Below are 19,105 nucleotides of genomic sequence, written 5' to 3' on the forward strand. Positions count from 1 at the left end.
CCTTTCTTAATGGGAAGGAACTACTGCATCGTGAAGTTCATCTTCCATTGTATCAGCTGGAGCCAATTTGTTTTCCAATTCCTCAACGATTTGTGCATGTTTTTTCTCTGTCAATGTAATCTTCCAAGCAAAAATAATAGCGGAGAAAATCATCAAAGCAGCAGGAGCATAGAATGCATAAGCTTTGAAAGTCGTTACGCCATGAGCAGTGATATCAGCAGCAGTAGCATTACCAGTCATCCCAGAAGCGATAGCGACAAACCCTACGATCCCGTTAGACAAAGCACCAGCGATTTTATCTAGTAAAGGGCGAATTGATAGAGTAACAGCTTCGTTACGGATACCATTTTTCCATTGACCATATTCAACAGAGTCTGTGATCGTCATCAAAGCGGATAAGAAAATCAATTGTTGAGGGAAGTAGAACAATACTAGCCCGATGATAACGATTGGCAAACTTGAACCTGCGATCGTAAAGAAAAAGTAAGAAGAAATCATCATTGCGATCCCTCCAAGGTAAACGTAGCGACGAGAGATGACGCGTGTAAGCATTGGGAATAGTGGAACAGCTACTAAACCAAGTAAGGCAGCAACTAGACCAACGATCCAAAATTCAGTTGGTTGGCCAAGTACATATTTGAAGAAGTAGAATAATACGGCAGTTGTTGCTACATTGGCAATCGCATAAGCGATATAAGCAAGGGCAAGCCACATCAACTGATCATTTTGAGCAACTGCTTTGAACACATCTTTGATCCCAGCTTTTTCATTTTGCTGACGGATCGCAGTATCGACTTCTTTTGTGCCCAAGGCAGTGATAATCGCAGTACCGCCTGAAATAACAGCAGCAATCACACCGAACCAGAACCAGCCTGAAGCGCCTTCAATATGTTTATGAGTAACAAGATAGGTAAAGAAAGTAACGATAGGGACAACGACTAGAGTAGTACCATTTGCACCTAGAGAAGAGCCGAAACGAGCAAACGTAGCAAATTTTTCACGTTCCTTTGTTTCCGTACTCAAAGCTGGAATCATTGACCAAAAAGCGATATCCTTAAATGAATAAAAACTATCCAATAAGATGAAAACGATTGCAAATAATATGATAAATAAAGTCGTATTATGAGTAGCTAAGCCAAAGAAATTGGTAAAGATTGCTACCAAGAGTACGGAACTAACAACGCCGCCGATAACTAACCATGGTTTGAATTTACCGTATTTTGTACGAGTATTATCGATGATGCCACCAATCAAAGGATCAAAAATAATTTCAACTAAGCGGATACCTACAACTAAGCTTGTAACTGTAGCAATCATTTTTGCATTCGTTGCCTTATCTGTTCCTGCGAACATCTGGCTTGTCACGAATACCATAAAATAAGTGCTTAATGTAACATAGAATGTGTCGTGTCCAAAAGCGCCTAAAGCGTAGGACACACGTTGGATCATTTTGCTTTTCATAATCTGTATTCCTCTCCTGTTCAATATATAATACTAAGTAAACCGGTTACAACGAATAACAAAGATCTTTTAATGACTTAAACTTAACAAGAAATCGCTTCCTTTTTAATATATTTCTGTGACTTTTATTTAACTTTTTGTTGCATTATACTAAAGGAGTAAGGAGGGATAGACGTGGAGCAATCGATTTTTTTAAAAAAGGAACATCAACAAGTAGAAAAAGAATTGTATTTTGATTTTTGTGGTTTCTCTAAAACGATGCCGTTTCATTCTTTTGGTCCTGCTATTCGCAATGATTACATCCTGCATGTCGTGATGGAAGGCAAAGGATCTTATCATGTGAAAAATCAACAATTCCAATTGAAAAAAGGTGATCTGTTCTTGATTCGTCCAGGAGACTCGACGTTTTACTTATCAGATGGAGAAGATCCGTGGATGTATTGCTGGCTTTCATTTGGTGGGAGTGCTGCAGAAGAAATCATTCGGCAGTCGCTTTTCAGAGAAGACCAATACACGATGGTCTCTTCTGACATACAAAAATATATCGACATTATTTTAGAATGCATGAAAGATACGGAAGAAACCTTGGAAAATGAATTACAGTTAACAGCATTAACCTACCGTTTTTTATCAGTCCTTTTAAAAGATGGCGGAAAGGTCAGCGGTGGTGTACAAAAGGTTCACTCCTCTTTAGCTGTTGAGACAGTCAAATACATCGAGGCACATTATGCTGAAAAATTGTCTGTTGAGGAAATCGCCCAGCATTTAGCGGTCAATCGGAGCCATTTGTCGCGAGTATTCAAAAATCATATGGGTACCAGTATCAAGGAATATTTGATCGGGGTACGGATCAATCGAGGGGCGTTTCTTCTTTCTCTGACGGATGAATCCGTGGAAAGTATTGCCTATCAAGTAGGGTTCAATAGTCTAGTCGTATTTAGCCGAATGTTCAAAAAGAGTACCGGAGAAACGGCTACGAACTATCGTAAACGTATGAAAAACGAAAATTTTAAGAATATTGCTTTGGATACCTTGAAAAAACAGTTGGAAAAACAAACCGCAGTTTCTTGGACAACCTGATTAGTCTGGTTAAAATGACAAGCATCGGCAAAAGAAACTTGTGGCGGTTATGCTACACTGTAAAGCGAAGACTAAAAAGGAGGAAAAGGGATGCGTACACTTATCATCATTAGCCATCCAACGATCGAAGAATCTTTAAATCAGCAATTTTTCAAAGAAGCTTCTGCTGGTTTACCAGCTACTTGGCATCATTTGGAATCAAGTTATCCAGACGGAAAAATAGATATAGAGACTGAACTACAGCTCTTGGCCCAGCATGATCGGATCATTTTCCAGTTTCCGTTTTACTGGTATAGTTCTCCTGCTCATTTAAAAATTTGGCAAGATAATGTCTTGGAACGAGCAGCACATGTATTAAAAGGGAAAGAACTAGGAATCGTATTGACAACAGGTGTGGCGGAAAAAGAATACCAAGCTGGAGGAAAAGAAGAATATACGATTTCCGAATTTTTGAGGCCGTATCAGCGAATCGCAAATAAATTCCATATGACCTATCTTCCGCCATTCGTTTTAGCACAATTTATGTATTTATCCCAGGAAAAACGTTGGGAAAAGCTAATTGCTTATCAGCAGTATCTCTCATTGGAAGGCAAACCATCGCTGACTCAGCGGATTGACTGGTTTATTCAAAGAGTACAGGAAAATCAGAAAATGCAGGAAGAAGAATCTGAAAAACAAGCATATATCGTAGAAGCACTGACTGAGGCAAAAGAGCAGATCGAAGACTTGACCTTTACACTGCAAGAAATGAAAGGAACTTCATTATGACAAATGATTGGCTGATCCAACAATTAGATGAATTAAGCGAAAAATCAGAATATCAAGACCGTGCGCTCTTATATGAAATAAAGAAACTGATGGCTGAGATAGACGAACGAACAATGCAGCTGCAAGGAGAAATCGACGGACAATCTTGGAATCATCTCAACTGGTGAAATTTTCTTATAAATAACAAAGATAAAAATGTGCACAGCGGCAATTATTTGCTACAATAAGAATATGAAGCGTTTGATAACGCTATTATACATAAAAATTGGTGGTGAAAAAAATGTATGATGAAAATGAGTGGGGAGAAAATGTTCGGATGACCCGAAGAAGACAGCAAAAACAGGCAGCTCGTAAGCGGATGATCATGATTGGGGCAGCAGTTGCCGTGTTTTTGATCATAGCAGGAGGAGTTGCGGGTCTATATTTTCATGGAAAAAATTCGTCAGAAGCGAAAAGTACGACCATAACGGAAACAACGACAAAGAAAACAGAGACGAAACAAACAAGTGAGTCATCAACTAAAACAAAAGAGACACAAACTTCTGAAGAAAAAACAGCAAATGGTTTGCCAGAGCAACTTCAAGCAATCGTAAATGATTATTCGAAAAAGATCGAAGAAAAGACGCCTGCATTGATTGAAGAATACCAGACAGAAATTCAGGGAAATCAAGAGGGCATAGCTGGTTTATCAGCAGTTGCTAACCAAAAAGCACGTGAGCTTCAAGCAATCTCCGACGAAGGGATCAGAAAATTACGTGCAGCGTATCAGGCAGCAGAAAATAAAGACGGTGTAGACTTAGATACTTTGATCAATCAATTATCGGCTAATTATACGAATCATGTAGCTAAGATTTCCGATATTTATTTGCAGACTAGCGCCTCTCTTCAAGCAGAGTCAACAAGCACACAAGACACAACATCTTCTGATTCTGAGACGGCAGAGTCGGTAGAAGCTTCTGAAATGCAAGCTCGAACAACACAAGACACAACAGATTCCTCTGAAACTAATACCAACAGCGCGACTTCACAGGCTGCGACAACCGTAGTTTTGGAAGGAGAAGGTCCAAATCAAATAGCCGAACGAACTGGCGTACCAGTAGAAACGATCTTGTCGCTGAATGGGATGAGCATGGAGAATTATTTCCTGACTCCCGGTGAGACGCTAAAATTGAATTGATAAAAGCAATAAAAAAGAACGAAGCTTCCACTAAGGTGAAGCTTCGTTCTTTTTTTATTTTCCGGTTCTTTTTTCGCGTACAAAGTAATGGATCGTCATGTAAAGCAAGAAAACGAGTCCAATAATCAATGAGATTCTCGTTTCAGGATTGATAAACATGAAAATCAATACGATAGCTAAAAAAGCAAGTGTCACATAATTCGTATAAGGAGATAGTGGCATTTTAAAAGGATGATCATGCATTTTATCTGCGTGCTTCTTTTTGAAGCGAATCTCGCTGATCAAAATCACTACCCAAGGAACCATACCAGGCAAAATACTTGAGCTGTATACGAAAACGAAAATATTTTCTGACTGGTTGATGAACATTGGTAGAAGATAATTTAAGATCAGACCAATTAAGATTCCACCTGAGATTGCTACGACAGGATAAAAAGGCGCGCCGTGACGAGAAAGTTTCAGAAATTTTTTAGACATCTTTCCATTCATGGCAAGTGTATAGACCATACGACTTGCGCTGAAAATCCCTGAATTGCAACCTGATAATGCCGCTGTAATCACGACAAAATTAATCAGTCCTGCAGCAAATGTAATGCCGACTTTAGAAAAAGTTTGTACAAAAGGTGAACCAATCTCACTCAATTGATTCCACGGATAGATACTCACAATGATAAAAATAGCACCAATATAAAAAATCAAGATTCGACCGATAGTGGACTGGACAGCTTCAATGATCGTCTTTTTAGGATTCTCTGCTTCACCAGCAGTCATTCCGATCAGTTCGATTCCTTGATAGGAAGCAACAACGATCGATAATGCAAAGAAAAATCCTTTGACGCCTCGAGTGAAGAATCCACCATTTTTCCAAAGATTTGAAATCCCTACTGCCTGACCATGATTACCAAATCCAAATAAGATTACCCCAAGACCTGCAATGATCATCAAAATGATCGTTATGACTTTGATGATCGAAAACCAAAATTCTAATTCGCCAAACGCCTTGACAGAAATAAGATTTGCCAGCATAAGAAACAAGACGACAATGATCCCGGGAATAATTGCCGGCAAATCAGGCCACCAATAATTCATATAAGATCCTACAGCAATCACTTCACTTATTCCTACGACAATATATTGAAAAATATTACTCCAAGCGGTCAAGTAGCCAGCCACAGGATGGATGTACTCGCTCGCGTAATTTGCAAAAGAACCAGTCGAAGGATCAACGTAAAGCATTTCGCCTAAAGCACGCATAATCAAATACAAAAAGAATCCTGCAATCGCATAGGCTCCCATCACTGAGGGCCCTGTCCAGCGTATGGTTGAGGAGGCACCCATAAACAGACCGACACCGATCGTTCCACCTAGTGCGATCATTTGGATATGACGGGCACTAAGACTTCGAGTTAACTTTTCTTCTTCCATACAAAAACTCCTTTCGTTGTTGAGTCAACAAGAAAAAATAATCAAACGTTTCAACACATGTTTTTCATTATTAGGTTAGCCTTATTGAACTCTTGATGTGATTCTACAGAAAATTTTCATAAAATGCGAGGAAAATTCGAAAAAAACTTTTTCATCATTCTACTTGAAAATGCTTTCCATTTTAGTTAAACTATATTTAAATAAAAAGTTAGGTAAACCTGAAAAGGAGTGTAAAATTTGGAACGTACGGCCATTGTAATTCAAGACCTTTCAGCCGCTTATCAAGGGAAAACTGTTTTGAAAACTATCAACTTGACGATAAATCCACAAAAAATTACCGGTATTATCGGACCAAACGGTGCAGGAAAATCAACATTTATGAAATCTTTGCTAGAGTTGATACCAGCTACTACTGGTAAAGTCACCTTTTCTGGACAGCCGGTAAACTCAGTCCGTAAAAAAATAGCCTACGTGGAACAGCGAAGTGAATTGGATCTTTCCTTTCCAATTGATGTATTAGGCGTTGTACTTTTAGGAACATATCCATCTTTACGAATTGGACAAAGACCTGGAAAAAAAGAAAAAGAACGTGCAAGACAAGCTTTGAAAAAAGTAGGGATGGAAGAATATGCCAAAAGACAGATCAGCGAACTATCGGGTGGACAGCTTCAGAGAGTTTTTATTGCAAGAGCTCTAGCCCAAGGAGCAGAATGGATCTTTTTAGATGAACCATTCGTAGGGATTGATGCGTTAAGTGAACGAAAGATCTTTGACATCTTGCAGGAATTGAAGAATTCAGGAAAAACGATTTTGATCGTCCATCATGATCTTCATAAAGTAGAAGAATATTTCGATGAGGTTATTCTTTTAAATAAACAGCTGATCGCTTCCGGTCCAGTACAAGAAGTCTTTACATCGAAGAACCTTCAATTGGCCTATGGTCAGATCATCAGACATTTAGTAAAAGGAGGAGAGAAAAAATGATCCAATCCTTTATTGATGGATTAATGAATTATCAATTCCTGCAATACGCTTTGGTCACTTCCATGCTTGTAGGACTTGCTTCTGGAGTCATCGGTTCTTTTATTATTTTACGAGGGATGTCTTTGATGGGAGACGCTATCTCTCACGCAGTTCTTCCAGGTGTAGCCATTTCTTATATGTTTGGTTTTAGTTACATCTTTGGAGCCACTGCTTTTGGGATGCTAACAGCAGCAGTGATTGGTTTCGTGACTCAGCGGAGCCGATTGAAAAATGATACAGCGATTGGAATTGTCTTTAGCTCCTTTTTTGCATTAGGGATTATCTTGATTTCATATGCCCAGAGTGCGACAGATTTGTATCATATTTTATTTGGGAATGTCTTAGCTGTTAGGGAAAGCGATTTGTTGCTGACAGCACTCGTTAGTGGAATCGTCTTGATATTTGTCTTTTTCTTTTATAAAGAATTGAAGATCACATCATTCGATCCGACAATGGCAAAAGCTTATGGGCTGAACACATCGCTGATCCATTATCTTTTGATGTTCTTTTTGACATTAGTGGCTGTAGTCAGTTTACAGACAGTAGGAACAATCTTGGTGATTGCCATGTTGATCACACCAGCCGCCACGGCTTACTTGCTAACGAACCATTTACTGAAAATGATCATTACAGCTGCAGGAATCGGTATGCTAAGTGCAGTTGTCGGTGTGTTTTTCAGTTATAGTTACAATTGGCCATCAGGAGCTACGATCGTGTTAGCATGTACCGCATTTTTTATCCTTGCTTTTTTATTTTCTCCAACAAAAGGAATTTTATTTCAGAAAGGAAGCAGATAGATGAAAACAAAAAAATCACTCTTTTTAATCTTGGCAGTTAGTTTCTTGGTATTAGCCGGTTGCGGAAAGCAGGCTTCTGACCAAGCGGATGAAGGAAGTAAAGAAAAGTTGTCAGTCGTGGCTACCAATTCGATCTTGGCGGACATGGCAAAAGAGGTCGGAACAGATCAAATAGATATCCACAGTATCGTACCAGTCGGAACAGATCCGCATGAATATGAAGTACTACCAGAAGACATCAAAAAGGCAAGCGATGCGGATGTTATTTTATACAACGGTTTGAATCTTGAAACAGGTAACAGCTGGTTCGATAACTTGATGGAAACGGCTAAAAAAGAAGAAGGAAAAGATTATTTTGCAGTTAGCAAAAATGTAGAACCTCTTTATTTAACTAGCGGTGAAGAACATACAAAAGCAGATCCACATGCTTGGCTAGACATATCTAACGGAATAAAATATGTGGAGGAAATCGCACGTATATTCTCTGAAAAAGATGCAGAAAATGCGACACTCTATAAAAAAAATGCAGAAGCATATGTGGAAAAACTAAGAGAATTAGATACACAAGCGAAGGAAAGTTTTGCTTCTATCGAAGAGAACAAAAAATTATTAGTAACAAGTGAAGGGGCATTCAAGTATTTTTCACGAGCATATGATTTGCCAGCAGCTTATATATGGGAGATCAATACAGAAAGTCAAGGTACGCCTGATCAAATGAAAGCGATCATTGATCAGATAAGAGCAAAAGAAGTACCGGTTTTATTCGTGGAAACCAGTGTAGACTCAAGAAGCATGGAACGGGTAGCAAAAGAAACGGGTTTGAAAATCTATGATAAACTGTTCACTGATTCCATAGCAAAAGAAGGAGAACAAGGAGATTCTTACTATCAGATGATGAAATGGAATATTGAAACGATCCATGAAGGTTTGTCACAAACAAAAGAAAGCTGAAAAGTGCAAGGTCTAGCTTGAGGAGCAGGCCTTGCATTTTTTATAAGAGATATGAAAAAAATTATGCTGTTTTTCGTCGTACAGATACCTTTTTTGAAGAAATTCCGTTATAGTTAGAGTAAGGAAGGAAGGTGTGGCTATGAATTTTACACGTAAAGATAAATATACGATTAAAGAAGAAGTCTTTCGATTGATCAGCCAGCAGGAAAATACCGACAAGGATCAAGACCTTCAATTTCTTGAAGCAGAATTAGCTAAATTATTCATAGCAAATCAAAATGAGACAACAGAACCAGATGAAGAGCTGTACATAGGCAAATGGTTGTTTGATGAATTTCAGCCTTTAGATGAAAATACCGGTATCGGTTATTTTGTGTTCCTTTCTCCAGTCGGCTTCACACCTGGCGTATTAGTTAAACAAAACGACGAAATAACCGTCAAAGCATGGCCTGCATTATTTTCAGTCATCAAAGCAGAAGGAGTAATCAAAAAGATCCAGTCGGCCTATTATAAAAGTCAATTTATTGCCAACAGCAAATTAATGAATATGTTTTATAATCGTCTAGTAGAAATTGCTAGGCCTGGGAAAATCCCGCAAACATTCACGTACACACAGCAAAAAAATCTCTATGAAGAAGTATTGTATTCCCGCGATCTGTCTGAGTTTTCGCCATGGGAAGAGGTAAGGCTCCATGAACTGTTAAGTACAAAACCAGTTTCATTGAATTTTTTTAATGCATTAGATAACAAAAGAAAATTAATTTCAACAAATTATTGGGAAGTATTTGCTGCAAGAAAAAAATGGATGGAAGAAAAGAAGATTGCCGATCAGCAGATCCAGTTTGTCCAGCTGAAAAAAGAAAAACTATATTATGGGTTATACAGCCGTTAACAGCAAGCGAGGAAGACCATGACATTAAAAGAAGAAATCATACAAGAAAGCAAACGATTAGGAATTGACAAAATCGGGTTCACCACGGCGGAACCTTTTGATTCATTAAAAGAATCGTTGGAAGAACAAAAAGCAGCTGGCCATACTTCTGGCTTTGAACATCCAAATATCGATGAGCGTCTTTATCCTGAAATGACATTTGATCAGCCGAAATCGATCATTTCCATTGCACTTGCGTATCCTACTAGGATCCATGAAGAAGTGCCTAGGGATGAAAAACGCGGACAGTTTGCTCGTGCTTCTTGGGGGATCGATTACCATGATATACTCAGAGACCGTTTGAACCGATTGATCGAATTCATCCAAACAAGAGCAGAAAAATGGCAAAAAGAAGAGGAATGGCGTCTAGCTCCGCAAGTAGATACTGGAGAACTGATCGATGTCGCTGTAGCACAGCGAGCTGGTTTAGGATTTATTGGACGAAACGGATTGTTGATCACTGAAGAGTTCGGTTCATTTGTCTATCTTGGTGAGATCGTTACTAATATTGTATTTGAGCCTGATAAACCAGGAGAATTTGGTTGCGGTGACTGTATGCGCTGCGTGACTGCTTGTCCGACAAAAGCATTGCTTGGTGACGGAAGAATGAATGCCCAGCGATGTTTGTCTTATCAAACTCAGACAAAAGGGATGATGCCGGAAGAATATCGTAAAAAAATGCGAAATGTCATTTATGGATGTGATATCTGCCAGTTAGTCTGCCCTTACAATCAAGGAAAAGATTTTCATTTTCATGAAGAGATGGAACCAAAAGTAGACGAAGTATATCCAAAATTAAAGCCAATGCTTTCGATGTCTAATAAAGACCTCAAACAGCAATTTGGGCATTTAGCTGGTTCATGGCGTGGGAAGAAACCTTTGCAGAGAAACGCATTGATTGCTTTAGCTAATCTAGGTGATCGAACGGCATTGCCTGAGATTTCAGAATGTTTAACAGATGTCCGCCCTGTCATCAGAGGAACAGCAGCTTGGGCTATTGGACGTCTAGGAACAAAAGAACCGGAAAAATGGCTTGATGTATTAGATGAAATATTAGCTAAAGAAACAGAAGAAGTCGTTATAAACGAATTGGAACATGCCCAGAAATTATTGTGGAGAAAGTTAAAATAAAAAAATAGTTAACATTATTCAAAGTTTTTGTCCAGTAATTGTTGTAACAATTACTGGTTTTTTTGTATTTTTTACATTTTTTTAAGAGAATTTGATAATAATCAAAAATTTTTTTGCTTTTTTTTATGGATTATTGCAGTGAATGTTACAGAATCTGCGTTTTTCATTCAAAAATAAAAAAACATAGAAAAACGATTACTTTTCTTATACAACAAGGCTTTTATGGTTTTGTATCAAAAAAATATTTGTTTAAATATTACAAATATTAAATAATTCGTCATTTTGTCATTAAATGTCATGATTCTTTTACCTATGAAATATTTCTAAATGATAAAGTTAATAGCGTCGAAAGAATAAAAAACGGAGAAAAAAAAGGAGTTTAATATGAATTCATTTAAGAAAATTGTTTTAGGTACAACTTTTGCTGCTGGTGCTACTGCAATGTTTGTAGGAACTACAAATGCTCACGCTGATGAAGTTTATACAGTAAAATCAGGTGATTCATTATCTAAGATCTCACAAAAATTTGCAGGAGACAACTCAATGATCGATGCAATTGCTGAAAAAAATTCGATCGCAAACATCAACCGCATTTATGTTGGTGAACAATTAACAATCCCAACTTCAAATGATTCTTCAGCAACAACAGAAAACAAAACAACAGAAAATACAGCATCTACAACTGAAACAGCAACGCAAGAACATACATACGTTGCACCTGTTGAAACAGTTGAAGTAGCTCCTGCTGCCCCAGCTGCTGCAACAGCGCCAACTTCAAGCTCTGCAAAAGAATGGATCGCACAAAAAGAATCAGGCGGTTCATACACAGCTACTAACGGACGTTACATCGGCCGTTATCAATTAGATGCTTCATACTTAAACGGCGACTATTCAGCTGCCAATCAAGAACGTGTAGCAGAACAATATGTAACATCTCGTTATGGTTCATGGGATGCTGCTAAAACATTCTGGTTAGCAAACGGCTGGTACTAAGCCGATAAAAGGAAAATGATGAAACCGAGAAACTTGTTTATTCAAGTTCTCGGTTTTTTTGTGTGAAAAATAACTCGTTTGCTTCCCACAGCGCAGCAGTACAAATAAAAACTCGAATAATGTATAATAAAGAAAACGTTTTTTTGTTTAGGGAATGAGGAGGAGCCATGAGTACAAAAGAGAGTCTCGAATTAAACGAAATCACAAGTGGAAATCCACTGTTATCCAGTATTCGATCGATTGTAGAAACGACATTTTACGGTAATAATGTTCATGAAGTTTTTGACAGGAAGACAGCTTATCAACTAGCAAAAGGGAGTCCAGGAACGATCATCACAGATTTAACAATCTCACATGCTGAAGAATTAGATTTACCAGCTGATGTCAGGACACTAGTATTCAATGATGGAAGCATTGTGGGAAGAACAGCAAGTGCTCGGCGGATCTTTGAGGACTTAGACAAGGAACAAAGCAAATACGAGAAAATTTTAAGAGAAGCTGTGTATCAAAGTCGCAAGCGCCAGTTTTACCATACAAAAGTAATCGTTGGCCTATCTGAAGAATTTTCTGTGCAAAGTCATTTGCTGATTCCAGAAGGATTTGAGAACAATTTGTATTCTTATTTGCTGAATTTTCAGCCAGCGAATTCGAAGATCTTAGAGACTTATCAAAAGTCTGTTTCCTTTGATGAGGGAGATCTTTATATCTTTTGTGATCCCGAATGGACACATGAAACATTTCCCAATGGACTCATTTTGTTTGATGCTCTCCATAATACAGCGGCTGTGCTAGGATTACGTTACTTTGGAGAATTAAAAAAAGCGACTTTTACGCTTGCTTGGGCATTGGGAAATCGCAATGGCTTTATTGCCTGCCACGGTGGGATGAAACAATATGCTAGTAATGACCAGACCTATACGATGGCTGTATTTGGGTTGTCCGGTTCTGGAAAATCAACGATTACCTTAGCAAAACATACGGAAGGTCACTCTGTTTCGATCTTGCATGACGATGCTTTCGTTATTTCTCGAAAAAATGGTTTTGCTACTGCCTTGGAACCTTCTTACTTTGATAAAACACAAGACTATCCGTCTGATGATCCGGCCATTTCTTCTTTCCTTACTTGTCAGAATGTGGGCGTGACATGTACAAGTAAAGGAGAAAAAGTCCTAGTAACAGGAGATATACGAAACGGAAATGGGCGGACAGTCAAATCACGTTATGCGACACCCGACCGAGTCGATCATCTTAGCGAAAAGATCGATGCTGTTTTTTGGATCATGAAAGATGATTCGCTTCCGCCAATTATCAAGATCAATGACCCAGTTTTAGCAGCGTCTTTTGGTGCAACATTAGCAACAAAACGATCAGACGCGGAAAATATCACTACAAAAAGACAGCTAGATGAGCTAGTCATTGAACCATTTGCTAATCCTTTCCGTGTCTATCCTCTTAGGGAAGACTATCAAGCTTTTCGAGAGTTGTTTTTGAAACAGCAAACAGCCTGCTATGTCCTGAATACTGGATATTTCGATGATAAAAAAATCAAACCTGAAACGACATTGTCAATCGTTGAAAGAATCGTGCAACAAACGGCAGAATTCAAGTCGTTTGGTCCATTTGAAGACATCCACTATTTACCTATACCAGATTTTCCTGTTTCTTTTGAGGATACGTCCTATAAAAATCTGGTGAAACAACGACTTGATATTCGTTTACGATTCATTGAAGCTCAGATAGGAAAAGATCTCTTGCCAGATGAAGCAAAAGAAAGTTTGGAGAATTTGATTCAGAAATTGAACTAAAATAACAGCTTTTTCAAGAAGTAATCCATGCGCAATATCGCTCGGGATCCTTACTTGAAAAAGCTGTTTTTCTATGATGGATTTTTCGTAATATAGGTGGAGATGTCCTTTTGATAATCTTCCGTAGGCCAATGACCAGTATTTAAGAAGTTGGCTAATAGATAGCCGATATAAGGACCTGTGGTCAAGCCAGAAGAGCCTAGACCGCTAGCAGCCAGTAAGCTTGGATCATCTGGCAGTACGCCGAAAAATGGGGAAAAATCTGACGTATAAGCACGGGTACCTACACGGAACTCGTATGGCCAGTTTTTTATCTGATCTGGATCAGTCAAGAACTGTTCTGTACTCTTAGTCAATCCCTTATAAGCTTCGCTAGTAGGAGCCAAATCCCAGCCTTGATCGTTTTCATGGGTAGCACCTAAAAGGATCTTTCCATCCATGAAAGGAATGAAATCAGCTTCTCCGTCAAGCATAGCAACAGGCCAGTCTTGACTCATCTTATAAGATGTCTGAAATGCTAAGAGCTGCCCTTTTTGCGGACGTATATCTGCAGCATAGCCTAATTCTTGTAATAAAGGCTTAAGTACCGGGCCAGGTGTCAAAATTACACGATCAGCTGTGTATTCTCCAAACGGTCCCTTGATGAGCCAAGAATTGCTCTTCTTATGCAAAGTGACTTTTGCCTGGATCTGCTCCATTTGTTTTTGTGCTAAACGCTGACCAAGATGTTCTAAATATGCTTTTCCATCCAGACGACCACCACCACTGATACGCAGTGAAACTGCTGGTTTCAATAACGGAAGTGCTTGAGATGTCTGTTCAGGTGAAAGCCATTCGATGTTTCCAATTTCTGGCGCTTCTTCTTTTCGTTTCTCGGCAAGAACAGTCAATTCAGCTAAATCTTTTTCAGGTCGAAGCAGAAGTGTCCCTGATTGTGCGTAAATCGTTTGATCAAGTTGGAAATCTTTTATAAGTTTAGGGAAAAAAGCAGCGCCGTCTTTAGCCAGACGATACCATTGTTTGTTTCTGCGTTTCGACAACCAAGGGGAGATAATCCCAGCGCTAGCTTTAGTTGCCTGTCCTGTCCCTTCATCAAATAAAGCAACATTGAATTTTGATGTATCTAAGTAACTGGCTAGGGTCATACCAATGATCCCGCCACCGATAATGGCAATTTTTTCCATAAAAAAGCCTCCTTTTACAAACAACCATTTTCACACAAAAAAACGGCAGATGCAACACCTGCCGTATATGGAATCTACGCTTTTTTAGCAAAGAACAGATAATAGGCGAATCGAGCAAAGCTTACGAGAAGCAACAGCAACAAGACGCCTAATGCTGCTTTTGATCCTAATGTAGTAGACACTTCATAGTTATGGGAAGTATGATGCTGGACGTAATTGATAATGACCGCTACTAATGAAGTAGCCACAGCGCCAGAAAACTGCTGCAAGGTATTGAACATTGCGTTCCCGTCTCCTTGTAGTTCTTCATTCAGTGCATTCATTCCGGTGGTCATCATATTGCTGTAAGATAATCCGATACCGATCATATAAAACACATGACAAGCAATCAATACACCCACTGAAGCGTGTCCTATGAGTAGGAATAATGCTAGCCAACCAATCAAAGAAAGAATCAGTCCAGCAAAAATTGGCTTCTTCGGACCATATTGATCCAGCATTTTCCCGGAAAAAGGGGAAAGCAAAGCACCAACCGCTGCGCCGGGAAGCATCGCTAATCCAGCGACAAAAGGACTACTTCCTTGAACGATCTGAAGGAAATTCGGCAAGACAAAAGATACACCAAGTAATAAAAACTGATAAACTAAGAAGCCAATCAAAAACAAGCGGAATGTTTTATTTGAAAGAATAGACAGTCGGATCAGCGGATGCTCCACTTTTTTACTTCGATAGTAAAAAAGGAACCAGCCAATACCGCCGATGATTAAAGCAATCCAGCTGGAAACTGTTCCCAACGTACTCAAAAATGTTAGACTTCCACTAAACAAAAGACAAATTCCTAAAACGCTTATCCAATCCAAATAACCACTTTTTTGTACTGCCATCTCGGGAATAGCAAACCAGCCGATAATCAAAGAAAGAATCAAAACGGGCACAAGAAACAGGAAGATATGATTCCATGTAAAATGTGAAGTCATAATGCCTCCATAAGTGGGACCAATTGCTGGAGCAATGGCCGTTGTCAAAGTACCAACACCCATCATCGCGCCTCGTCGATTGAGGGGGGCAAATGTCAAGATAATATGGAACATCAACGGAAGAGCGATACCTGTCGCTGCACCTTGGAGCAATCGACCAAACAATAGGACCATGAAGGTAGGAGAGAAGAAATCGATCATTATACCTGCCAAGAAAAGCAGATTTGAAGCTAAAAAGAGTTTTTTGAGACTAAAATTGCGATTCAAATAAGTAGACAGCGGAACAATGATCGAAATCATCAAAAGATAAATCGTTGTTACCCATTGGACTTGTGCAGTCGTTAAATCAAACTGTCTGATAAGAGTTGGGAAAGTTACATTCATGGCCGTCTCGATCAATACGCCCGCAAAAGACATCATCCCTGTTGCAATTACTGCAGGTACTAAAAGCAGCTGTTTTTGTTTTGTCATTTACATCACCTCTAAAAAATTTCGTAAAAAAAGAGAGTGATTTCTATTATAAAAATAGAAACCGCCTCTCTCTCGACACGCCGAAACGTGTTATCTGTACGATTTATTTACTTAACTTATTCTAGCACAAACTGAAAAATAGTGTCAACACGATTAGCCAAGTCACTCAAAAAGAGGTATGATAATAAATAACTAAATGGAATTTCGCGGAGGAAGAAAAATGGAAAAAATTGAATGGCGTAAAGACAAGAGCTATAGTATGAAAAAAAGCCCGCAAATACTAGAGGTTCCTAAAAAACCATTCTTTAGCATCAGAGGGATCGGCGACCCGAATCAGGAAGACTTTAAACGAAGAGTAGCCTGTCTATATGCAGTCAGCTATGCAATACGCATGTCGCCTAAAAAAAATTGGCTGATTCCTGATTATCAGATGTATACTGTCTATCCACTGGAAGGACAATGGGGACTGCAAGAAAAGTATTTGCATGAACCAGTGATGAAAAAAGAACATTTTTCTTATCAATTGATGATCCGACAGCCTGACTTTGTTACAGAAGCGATAGCACAAGAAGCCATTCAGCGTTCTAGCAAACTTCCGGAAGACTTGAAAGAACAAGTAGTATTCAAAAAGATGGAAGAAGGTCTTTGTGCCCAAATCTTACACGTCGGGCCCTATGACGAAGAACCAGCAACGTTTGAGAAATTAGAAGCATTCATCGCAAAAGAAGGCTATGAAAGAGCTTCTAAAGAACACAAAGAGATTTACATCAGCGATCCAAGAAAATCAGCACCTGAAAAAATGAAGACGATTTTGCGTGTTAAAATAGAAAAAGGTTAGCAACCTGAATGAAAACAAAAAATAAAAGTAAAAAATACTAAAATATGAAGAAATATTACTTATCTTTTGCTATAATCAACATTGAGAGGTGTCTAATATGAAAAAGAAACAGCGACAAGCACTGATCCGCCAGATCATTACAGAACAACCTATTGGGACACAGGAAGAGCTGCTTGCGCGGCTGCATGAAGCAGGCGCCGATGTGACTCAAGCAACGATTTCTCGAGACATTCGAGAAATGAAGTTAGTAAAAAGTCAAAATGAAAACAAAATAGTACGCTATACATTATTTAACCAGCCATCTGTTTCTTTAAATGAAGAACGTTTGCGAACAGCAATTAGACGCGAGGTTTTGCGTATCCAGTCTGTTCAGTTCATGGTCATCGTATTGACTGAACGAAATGGTGCCGATGTGGTAACGAATTGGCTAGATGAAGTGGCTTACCCTGAAGTTGTCGGAACGATGGCCGGTGTAGATACATTCATTATTATTTGTCGCTCAGAAGAAGAAGCACAGCGATTTGCAGAAAAGCTGGAAAAAATGAGGGAATAAATGAGGAGGACTTTTATATGAAAGATATGAAAGCGCTACAAAACGGATCGGATATTCGAGGAATCGCATTACCAGTTGAAGGATATGAAGTAAACTTGACGACAGACATGGTAAAAAAGATCGGCTGGGGACTAGCAAACTGGATAAAGAAAAAGAAGAAGTCAACCAATCCAAATAAAAAATGGACGATTGGGATTGGTCATGACAGTAGGATAAGCGGACCAGCACTGAAAGAGGCGTTGATCCAAAGTCTGAAAGAACAAGGGATACATGTCATCGATTTCGAATTAGCTACTACGCCTGCTATGTTTATGTCCACTCAATTTGAACAGTTCTCGTGCGATGCTGCGGTTATGCTGACTGCTAGCCATCTTCCCTATTATTATAATGGAATAAAATTCTTTACCTCAGAAGGAGGAGCAGAAAAAGAAGATATTGCTTTTATCCTATCACAGCAGCAAAAAATAAAAAGCGAACAAACTGGAAGCGTAGAAAAAGCAGACCTTTTGACACCTTATGCGCAAGATTTAGTCACAAAAATTAAAAAGGGGATTGGAACACTAGAAAGCAAACCACTAAATGGTTGGAAAATCATTGTTGATGCCGGAAATGGTGCTGGTGGATTCTTTGCTGAAAAAGTATTGAATAGCTTAGGTGCGGATTCAACAGGTTCCCAATTTTTGGAACCAGATGGCCGATTTCCTAATCATATCCCAAATCCTGATAATAAAGAAGCGATGGAAAGTATCAAGCAGGCTGTTTTAGCAAATGAAGCAGATCTTGGGATCATTTTCGATACAGATGTGGATCGTTCTGCAATTGTCAGTGCTTCTGGAACAGTGATCAATCGAAATAATTTGATCGCAGTATTAAGTACAATCGTATTAAAAGAGCATCCAGGAACAAGAATCGTGACGAATTCCCCTACTTCTTCTCATCTACAAAGATTCATTGAAGAAAAAGGAGGCATCCAAGTTCGTTATATTTCCGGCTATCGAAATGTAATCAATAAAGCATTAGAACTTAACCGTCTTGGGAAAGATACACAGCTAGCCATCGAAACAAGCGGACACGCTGCATTCAAGGAAAATTATTTTCTGGATGATGGTGCATATGTCATCGCAAAGATCCTGATGCTTTTGCCAGAATTAAAAAGAAAAGGTATCACATTAGATGAACAAATCAAAGAGTTGAAACAGCCCGTAGAAGTACAAGAAATCCGACTAAAATTGTTCAGCGATGAACCACGCGAACAAGGAAACAAGATATTAGAAGAAATGAAGCGACTGTTGGAAGAAGAAAAAGGGATGAACTTCGACCCGGAAAATGAAGAAGGTATTCGGTATGATCTAGAAGAGCCATACGGAAACGGCTGGTTTTTGATCCGTTTAAGCTTACATGAGCCGTTACTAGTATTACAGATAGAAAATGATGAATTCGGAAAGAACAAGTTGGCATTAGTAAAATTAGCAAAATTATTCGGACATTTTTCTGATCTTGAATCATTAACAGCAGAATAAACCAGTCTTTTTGAAAGGCT

At 38.9% G+C, this 19,105-nt stretch carries 18 protein-coding genes; 14 read left to right on the forward strand and 4 right to left on the reverse strand.

All coding sequences use genetic code 11. The features are described 5' to 3' along the window. Positions 1–6: 6 nt before the first annotated feature. The gene (locus tag MKX69_RS02445) at positions 7–1,461 is read right to left on the reverse strand and encodes a glycoside-pentoside-hexuronide (GPH):cation symporter (protein WP_002293689.1); all 1,455 of its coding nucleotides are present in this window, start codon (positions 1,459–1,461) and stop codon (positions 7–9) included. Positions 1,462–1,635: 174 nt separating this feature from the next. Here MKX69_RS02445 and MKX69_RS02450 point away from each other — a divergent pair, with 174 nt between their 5' ends. From MKX69_RS02450 to MKX69_RS02465, 4 genes are all read left to right on the forward strand, one after another. Next, positions 1,636–2,541, forward strand: a complete 906-nt coding sequence (locus MKX69_RS02450) for an AraC family transcriptional regulator (protein ID WP_002286852.1) — start codon at positions 1,636–1,638, stop codon at positions 2,539–2,541. A gap of 90 nt (positions 2,542–2,631) precedes the next feature. Then, entirely contained in the window at positions 2,632–3,309 is a 678-nt protein-coding gene (locus MKX69_RS02455; protein ID WP_002286851.1) for an NAD(P)H-dependent oxidoreductase, read from the forward strand. Next, positions 3,306–3,476 (forward strand): hypothetical protein, encoded by a 171-nt coding sequence (locus tag MKX69_RS02460; RefSeq protein WP_002286849.1) that lies wholly within the window; start codon positions 3,306–3,308, stop codon positions 3,474–3,476. The genes MKX69_RS02455 and MKX69_RS02460 overlap by 4 nt, the downstream gene beginning before the upstream one ends. Positions 3,477–3,589: 113 nt before the next feature. Beyond that, entirely contained in the window at positions 3,590–4,486 is an 897-nt protein-coding gene (locus MKX69_RS02465; RefSeq protein ID WP_002286848.1) for a LysM peptidoglycan-binding domain-containing protein, read from the forward strand. Positions 4,487–4,540: 54 nt separating this feature from the next. Here the strand turns inward: MKX69_RS02465 and MKX69_RS02470 are convergent, their stop codons facing one another. Continuing rightward, positions 4,541–5,911 carry an amino acid permease gene (locus MKX69_RS02470; RefSeq protein ID WP_341008631.1) on the reverse strand — a complete coding sequence of 457 codons (1,371 nt, stop codon included), beginning with the start codon at positions 5,909–5,911 and terminating at the stop codon, positions 4,541–4,543. Between the two features lie 237 nt (positions 5,912–6,148). Here MKX69_RS02470 and MKX69_RS02475 point away from each other — a divergent pair, with 237 nt between their 5' ends. From MKX69_RS02475 to MKX69_RS02505, 7 genes are all read left to right on the forward strand, one after another. Next, on the forward strand, positions 6,149–6,895 hold the full coding sequence (locus MKX69_RS02475; protein WP_341008632.1) for a metal ABC transporter ATP-binding protein: 747 nt from the start codon (positions 6,149–6,151) through the stop codon (positions 6,893–6,895). Next, complete coding sequence (locus MKX69_RS02480; RefSeq protein WP_002286845.1) at positions 6,892–7,731, forward strand: metal ABC transporter permease; 840 nt, start codon at positions 6,892–6,894, stop codon at positions 7,729–7,731. The genes MKX69_RS02475 and MKX69_RS02480 overlap by 4 nt, the downstream gene beginning before the upstream one ends. Continuing rightward, entirely contained in the window at positions 7,732–8,682 is a 951-nt protein-coding gene (locus MKX69_RS02485) for a metal ABC transporter substrate-binding protein (RefSeq protein ID WP_341008635.1), read from the forward strand. A gap of 139 nt (positions 8,683–8,821) precedes the next feature. After that, positions 8,822–9,574, forward strand: coding sequence for a hypothetical protein (locus MKX69_RS02490; RefSeq protein ID WP_002286840.1), 753 nt, complete (start codon positions 8,822–8,824; stop codon positions 9,572–9,574). Between the two features lie 18 nt (positions 9,575–9,592). Then, positions 9,593–10,744, forward strand: coding sequence for a tRNA epoxyqueuosine(34) reductase QueG (gene queG, locus MKX69_RS02495; protein ID WP_341008638.1), 1,152 nt, complete (start codon positions 9,593–9,595; stop codon positions 10,742–10,744). A gap of 384 nt (positions 10,745–11,128) precedes the next feature. After that, positions 11,129–11,737: a LysM peptidoglycan-binding domain-containing protein gene (locus MKX69_RS02500; protein ID WP_002286836.1), complete on the forward strand. Its 609-nt coding sequence runs from the start codon at positions 11,129–11,131 to the stop codon at positions 11,735–11,737. Positions 11,738–11,904: 167 nt separating this feature from the next. Beyond that, complete coding sequence (locus MKX69_RS02505) at positions 11,905–13,542, forward strand: phosphoenolpyruvate carboxykinase (ATP) (protein WP_341008641.1); 1,638 nt, start codon at positions 11,905–11,907, stop codon at positions 13,540–13,542. Between the two features lie 71 nt (positions 13,543–13,613). Here the strand turns inward: MKX69_RS02505 and MKX69_RS02510 are convergent, their stop codons facing one another. Both MKX69_RS02510 and MKX69_RS02515 read right to left on the reverse strand, forming a co-directional pair. Continuing rightward, entirely contained in the window at positions 13,614–14,726 is a 1,113-nt protein-coding gene (locus tag MKX69_RS02510; protein ID WP_341008642.1) for an NAD(P)/FAD-dependent oxidoreductase, read from the reverse strand. A 74-nt stretch (positions 14,727–14,800) separates the two neighbouring features. Then, the gene (locus tag MKX69_RS02515; protein ID WP_002293681.1) at positions 14,801–16,174 is read right to left on the reverse strand and encodes an MFS transporter; all 1,374 of its coding nucleotides are present in this window, start codon (positions 16,172–16,174) and stop codon (positions 14,801–14,803) included. 220 nt (positions 16,175–16,394) lie between these two features. Here MKX69_RS02515 and MKX69_RS02520 point away from each other — a divergent pair, with 220 nt between their 5' ends. From MKX69_RS02520 to MKX69_RS02530, 3 genes are all read left to right on the forward strand, one after another. Continuing rightward, the gene (locus MKX69_RS02520; RefSeq protein WP_002325134.1) at positions 16,395–17,012 is read left to right on the forward strand and encodes a GyrI-like domain-containing protein; all 618 of its coding nucleotides are present in this window, start codon (positions 16,395–16,397) and stop codon (positions 17,010–17,012) included. Between the two features lie 97 nt (positions 17,013–17,109). Further along, on the forward strand, positions 17,110–17,565 hold the full coding sequence (gene argR, locus MKX69_RS02525; protein ID WP_002286829.1) for an arginine repressor: 456 nt from the start codon (positions 17,110–17,112) through the stop codon (positions 17,563–17,565). Positions 17,566–17,582: 17 nt separating this feature from the next. Then, a complete protein-coding gene (locus MKX69_RS02530) occupies positions 17,583–19,085 on the forward strand; it encodes a phosphomannomutase/phosphoglucomutase (RefSeq protein ID WP_341008644.1) in 1,503 nt (500 codons plus the stop codon). Positions 19,086–19,105: the final 20 nt, after the last annotated feature.

Source organism: Enterococcus sp. FSL R5-0957 (assembly GCF_038008005.1).
Classification (GTDB): Bacteria; Bacillota; Bacilli; order Lactobacillales; family Enterococcaceae; genus Enterococcus_B; species Enterococcus_B faecium.

Coding starts and splice junctions, on each gene's coding strand:
- MKX69_RS02470 (WP_341008631.1), bottom strand. CDS start 5,911: ATGGAAGAAGAAAAGTTAACTCGAAGTCTTAGTGCCCGTCATATCCAA.
- MKX69_RS02465 (WP_002286848.1), top strand. CDS start 3,590: ATGTATGATGAAAATGAGTGGGGAGAAAATGTTCGGATGACCCGAAGA.
- MKX69_RS02490 (WP_002286840.1), top strand. CDS start 8,822: ATGAATTTTACACGTAAAGATAAATATACGATTAAAGAAGAAGTCTTT.
- MKX69_RS02445 (WP_002293689.1), bottom strand. CDS start 1,461: ATGAAAAGCAAAATGATCCAACGTGTGTCCTACGCTTTAGGCGCTTTT.
- MKX69_RS02480 (WP_002286845.1), top strand. CDS start 6,892: ATGATCCAATCCTTTATTGATGGATTAATGAATTATCAATTCCTGCAA.
- MKX69_RS02460 (WP_002286849.1), top strand. CDS start 3,306: ATGACAAATGATTGGCTGATCCAACAATTAGATGAATTAAGCGAAAAA.
- MKX69_RS02500 (WP_002286836.1), top strand. CDS start 11,129: ATGAATTCATTTAAGAAAATTGTTTTAGGTACAACTTTTGCTGCTGGT.
- MKX69_RS02505 (WP_341008641.1), top strand. CDS start 11,905: ATGAGTACAAAAGAGAGTCTCGAATTAAACGAAATCACAAGTGGAAAT.
- argR (WP_002286829.1), top strand. CDS start 17,110: ATGAAAAAGAAACAGCGACAAGCACTGATCCGCCAGATCATTACAGAA.
- MKX69_RS02530 (WP_341008644.1), top strand. CDS start 17,583: ATGAAAGATATGAAAGCGCTACAAAACGGATCGGATATTCGAGGAATC.
- MKX69_RS02485 (WP_341008635.1), top strand. CDS start 7,732: ATGAAAACAAAAAAATCACTCTTTTTAATCTTGGCAGTTAGTTTCTTG.
- queG (WP_341008638.1), top strand. CDS start 9,593: ATGACATTAAAAGAAGAAATCATACAAGAAAGCAAACGATTAGGAATT.
- MKX69_RS02510 (WP_341008642.1), bottom strand. CDS start 14,726: ATGGAAAAAATTGCCATTATCGGTGGCGGGATCATTGGTATGACCCTA.
- MKX69_RS02520 (WP_002325134.1), top strand. CDS start 16,395: ATGGAAAAAATTGAATGGCGTAAAGACAAGAGCTATAGTATGAAAAAA.
- MKX69_RS02455 (WP_002286851.1), top strand. CDS start 2,632: ATGCGTACACTTATCATCATTAGCCATCCAACGATCGAAGAATCTTTA.
- MKX69_RS02515 (WP_002293681.1), bottom strand. CDS start 16,174: ATGACAAAACAAAAACAGCTGCTTTTAGTACCTGCAGTAATTGCAACA.